Below are 4449 nucleotides of genomic sequence, written 5' to 3' on the forward strand. Positions count from 1 at the left end.
ATAGCCAAGAGTCTCAGGGCGATGCCTGTCTCCTAGGAGCCTCTAGACTAAGCAACATCGCCGCGTACGATGCGCCCCATCTTCTCGTAGCGCTCCGGGTCGCGACGCGCCAGATAGTTAGCGTAAAGCAGGCCCCAGATGATCCAGACTAGCACAAAGAGAGGCAAGATATTGGTTGGGAAAGCGGTGGGGGCAAAACCCAAGGCGGTAAAGAACGCGCCGATTGGTCCTGGAACAGCAGGCATGACGAAGGAGGCTAGCGGGATCAGCAGGACCAGCGAGCTGAGCAGTGGGGCTACGATATGGCGCACGATTCCAAAGCTGGCGCGATCAAAGCGCCAGGCAAAGAGGGGGGCCGCTAGGTTCACCATAATGTAAACGATAATGAAGGCAATCGTTCCTGTTGTCGCCAGCCAGCCATAAGGAGCCAGGCCGTCGACTTGCTGGTAACCATTGCTCGGCAAGCCAAAGCTGTAGTCCGTCGTCCCAGGCTTCTGCGTTACCAGGGCGAAGAAGCCGATGAGGAGACAGGTGAAGAGCGATTGAGCAACGATGGCAATGTGGGGACTACGATAGCGTGGATGGGTCTTGCCAAAGATGGACGGTAGGATGCTTTCTCGCCCCATCGCATACAGGTAACGAACCATGCCATTGTGAAAGGCCAGGCCACAGGCCAAGGCACTGGTGCTAATGGCAATGATCATGAGGGCCTGTAGCCAGCCGCCAACATAGTCGGTGGCCAGGGTGTAATAGGCACTGTTGGGATGGGCAGCAAATTGATCGATGGCGTGCTGCCAGCCGTAGCCAATGGTAGCTGAGTAGGACGTCCAGACATAAAGGATGATTAGGAAAGCTACTACACTAAAGATGGCTACTGGCACAGCCACGCGGGGATTGCGTGCCTCTTCTCCATAGACGGCCCCAGCTTCGAAGCCCACCCAGGACCAGACGCCCAGGGCCATACCTATGCCGATCCCGAGCATGCCACCCGGTGCCGCCCCTTTGAGATCTGCTCCTGCAGCACTGAAGGTATGTAGCAGGTCATGCCCGCTGGCCCCACCACGCAGACAGATGACCAGGTCAAGGATGACCAGGACGCTGATTTCCAGGACCAGGAAAGGGGCCATCGCAAAGACTGACCACTTGACGTCAAAGTAGGAGAGGAGAAAGATGAGCAGTGTTCCAATAAGTGCCCAGCTCACCCAGCCACCGGGAAGGTTGAAATGTAGATAGGTGGCAAACGAGCTATTGGTGTAGGAGCCAAAGGCTCCCATCAGGGCCGCTTCAAAGAGGGCATAGCCCCCCATCATGAGCCAGCCCGCCTGGAACGCCGTGCCTTTCCCAAGGCTATGGCTCACCCAGGTGTAAAACCCACCTGCGGAGGTGAGCCGCCGTGAGAGATAAACGATGGAGACTCCTAACAGCAGGAGTCCAATCCCCGAAAGGAGGAATACCAGCGGAGAGGCGGCCCCCGCCTGCTGGGCTATCGCCGGTACGTTGAAGAGCATGGCTGAGATAGGAGCTGAGCCGGCGATGCAGAAGTAGAGCACACCAGGCAGACTAATGACGTTCTTGTGAAGCTTGTCAACGTTTGCTTGATCAACATCTATATCACCTTCAAGCAGCCCTTTCCGTACCAGCTCATTTTGTGTCGCCAAGGTCACACCTCCATGAAGACGTTTCCAAGCATTGCAGCGCTGGTAACGATCGGTACGCTCCTGGATAGGGGAGCTGCCGGCAGGCTCTCCCATCCGCGTGCGCACCTTTGCTGTGAGCCGGCTCACTGGTGAGGGATCTCTTCTTCCTTTGATCAGACTAGCTTACCAACCGGATAGTCTGACATCCATTGCTCCTGCGCTTTGCTGTCGTCAGTACTATCGAGGTTGTGATCCCTCCGATAGGCAGTCTACTCGGTCTTAGGAGGGACGGCTATGCTGCTTTGTCAACTAGGAGTATTTGCTTACCGGGGGCCGTTGATCTGCACAAACGGGCAGCCTCGTGGGGTAGTCAGCAGCTCGCTGGCTCCGCCGCAGCCGTCAGGCGCCAGGGCAGCAAGTCAGCACAAGAGAGGTGGGAGCCACGCCTTCTCAGCTCCGTAAGGCTACTAGCTGAGAAGACGCCCCCCACCTCGTGACGGCGGTCTAGCCTGCTGATCGTCGGGGCAGTGGCACTTGTCATATGTGTCGTACGTGCCACGGTCAGACAGGCTTCACAGGGGGAATGGTGGGCAGCTTTCGCGGAAAGCTCTGACTTTGCTCTCGACGTCTACCATGTTCATATGCATCGCCGGAGGCACCATCAGGCTCAGGGTCAGGATCTTGCGATTAAGCTCGCGGAGGGTCGCTTCGTAGTCGCGCAGCGCCTGGGCAAGGGCCGCGTTGAAGGCGCGCTTCTCGCTAGGGAAGGGAGGCACGCGGCGCCTGGCTAAGCGCTGACGCCTCTCGCGGAGCCTGGCTAGTCTGGCATCTGCCTGCTGCAGCTCGCTGCGAATCTCTTTCGCCAGCTCGACCTCTTGGGGGGCGAAACCATTGCTCTTGAGCAGGTGATAGGCCAGCTCCTTGTCACGGGCATAGGGATTCTCATCCAGGCGCAGGGGTTTGCCCAGGCCTGGCAGATGATCAAACAAGCCCCGCTCCTGGGCATCACGAATTTTATCCTCTACATAGTCCCGAAAGCGCCGCTCATCATATCCCTGCTTGATTGGCTCGCTTTCGCTCTCTATCTCTTTTTTCTCCGAATTACGCTGATAAAATGATCTCTTGTTCTCCATATTAGCGATACTGTTCTGTTATTCTATCAGTGGCTCTGCTCTTGCCTTGAGGGTGAGCTTGTAGCGCTAGAGGGTCTTTCTGCCTGGCTCTGACCATAGAAGTCGGCCTCAAGGCATTGCTGCACAAGATCGTAGACTACACTCAGGGAGACACCATGTTCTTGAGCGAGGCGCCGACAGCTTTCATATTCGGGCGTTGCGCTCACGATACGCGCGCCAAGGCGCTTGACCTTCACTGTCACCGTGCCCAGCGGCGTAGGCAGCTCTTCCTGAGAGCGTTGAGCTTTGAGGCGCTGCATCTGTTGCAAACGCAGGCCGAGCGTTCCCGTGGAACGCAGGATCAGGGTCGCTAGTTGCTCGCTCTGTTCCGGTAGGGCCAGGACACTCAGCAGAGTGCCGGGGCGATTCTTCTTCATCTGCAGCGGCGAGAAAGTTACGTCTAGCGCCCCAGCGGTCAGCAACTCATCCATGAGCGCCCCCAATAGTTCCGGTGTTGTATTATCCAGGTTAGTTTCGATCAGCGTCACCCAATCGCGATCGAGAGCTTCTCCAGTCGCATCATCTACAAACTCAGCCGGACCCAGGCAGAGGCGCAAACAATTCGGCCAGGGCAGGTGACGATGGCCAAAGCCATAGCCTACTCGTTCAATGCGCATAGCAGGCATCTCAAAGCGCGCGAGCGTAGCGAGAATAGCAGCACCAGTCGGGGTCACTAGTTCTCCCTGAACCGGGCAAGGACGCCAGGGGGCTGCCACGCGACGGAGAATCTCTAGCGTGGCTGGCGCAGGAACTGGCAGCCATCCATGTGCTGTCTCGACCATGCCAGTGGTAAGTGGTAGCGGCGAGGCATAGAGGTGCTTGATCCCAAGCACCTCGACGGCGATCGCTGCTCCAACAATATCAACGATGGCATCAATAGCCCCCACTTCATGAAAATGTACCTCTTCAGGAGAGACGCCGTGTACACTCGCCTCTGCCTCCGCTAGTGTACGAAAGATCGCTAGCGCTCGCTCACGTACCTGAGTCGGAAGCGGGGCGCTCTCCAGCAGGTGACGAATCTCGGACCAACGGCGCTCCGGCTGATCCGGGTCCTCTAGCACCACTTCAAAGCGCTGACCTTGGATTCCTCCCTGCTTCAGCGCTTCTCTTCGTAGCTGGTAGCCTCTCACAGGCAACAGAGCCAGCATTTGCTGGAGGCTGTCCCAGGAGAGCCCGGCATCGAGCATCGCTCCTATGAACATGTTGCCGCTTATCCCTGAATAGCAGTCCAGATAGGCTAGCATTTATCCTCCTTGCGCAAAATACAGCTCGCAAGAGCACCTTGCAACCCTAGCGTCTACTGGCTAGCAAAAGGTCTTTCCTCGACGGCCCAAGCAGATGAGGCAGACAGCAACAGCTTTTTCTGTTTGGCCAGATCCAAGAGTATAACTAAGAGATTGGCAAGAGGCCATCTTCGTTGTCCTAGCACAGGAACAGCAACACATTCTGAGCCTTGTCCGAAGGGGTCTTCAAGGTGAAAAACTACATGGCGATGCTTCACACCTGCCTACGCCTCTTCTGCGTGGTACTGGTGATAATCGGCTTATTAAATCTTCTCAGCGCCATCATAATACCAAGTATTTTCAGATCATATGATGTCTTTATCTATAGTAACCTGATCTTCGCTACGGCTCAAATCC

The 4449-nt window shown here is 56.5% G+C and carries 3 protein-coding genes; all 3 read right to left on the reverse strand.

Translation table 11 applies throughout. The features are described 5' to 3' along the window. Positions 1-47: 47 nt before the first annotated feature. The 3 genes from IRZ24_RS17265 to larC all read right to left on the reverse strand — a co-directional run bounded on the left by IRZ24_RS17265 (position 48) and on the right by larC (position 4053). On the reverse strand, positions 48-1751 hold the full coding sequence (locus tag IRZ24_RS17265; protein WP_297166931.1) for an APC family permease: 1704 nt from the start codon (positions 1749-1751) through the stop codon (positions 48-50). A 458-nt stretch (positions 1752-2209) separates the two neighbouring features. Beyond that, on the reverse strand, positions 2210-2770 hold the full coding sequence (locus IRZ24_RS17270) for a DUF1992 domain-containing protein (RefSeq protein WP_297166934.1): 561 nt from the start codon (positions 2768-2770) through the stop codon (positions 2210-2212). Between the two features lie 26 nt (positions 2771-2796). Continuing rightward, entirely contained in the window at positions 2797-4053 is a 1257-nt protein-coding gene (gene larC, locus IRZ24_RS17275; protein WP_297166937.1) for a nickel pincer cofactor biosynthesis protein LarC, read from the reverse strand. Between the last annotated feature and the right edge of the window lie 396 nt (positions 4054-4449).

The sequence above is a fragment of the Thermogemmatispora sp. genome, from assembly GCF_019683755.1.
Taxonomy (GTDB): Bacteria; Chloroflexota; Ktedonobacteria; order Ktedonobacterales; family Ktedonobacteraceae; genus Thermogemmatispora.

Bases quoted from the DNA above. Each gene is read 5' to 3' on its own strand.
- larC (WP_297166937.1), bottom strand. From the start codon at position 4,053: ATGCTAGCCTATCTGGACTGCTATTCAGGGATAAGCGGCAACATGTTC.
- IRZ24_RS17265 (WP_297166931.1), bottom strand. From the start codon at position 1,751: ATGGGAGAGCCTGCCGGCAGCTCCCCTATCCAGGAGCGTACCGATCGT.
- IRZ24_RS17270 (WP_297166934.1), bottom strand. From the start codon at position 2,770: ATGGAGAACAAGAGATCATTTTATCAGCGTAATTCGGAGAAAAAAGAG.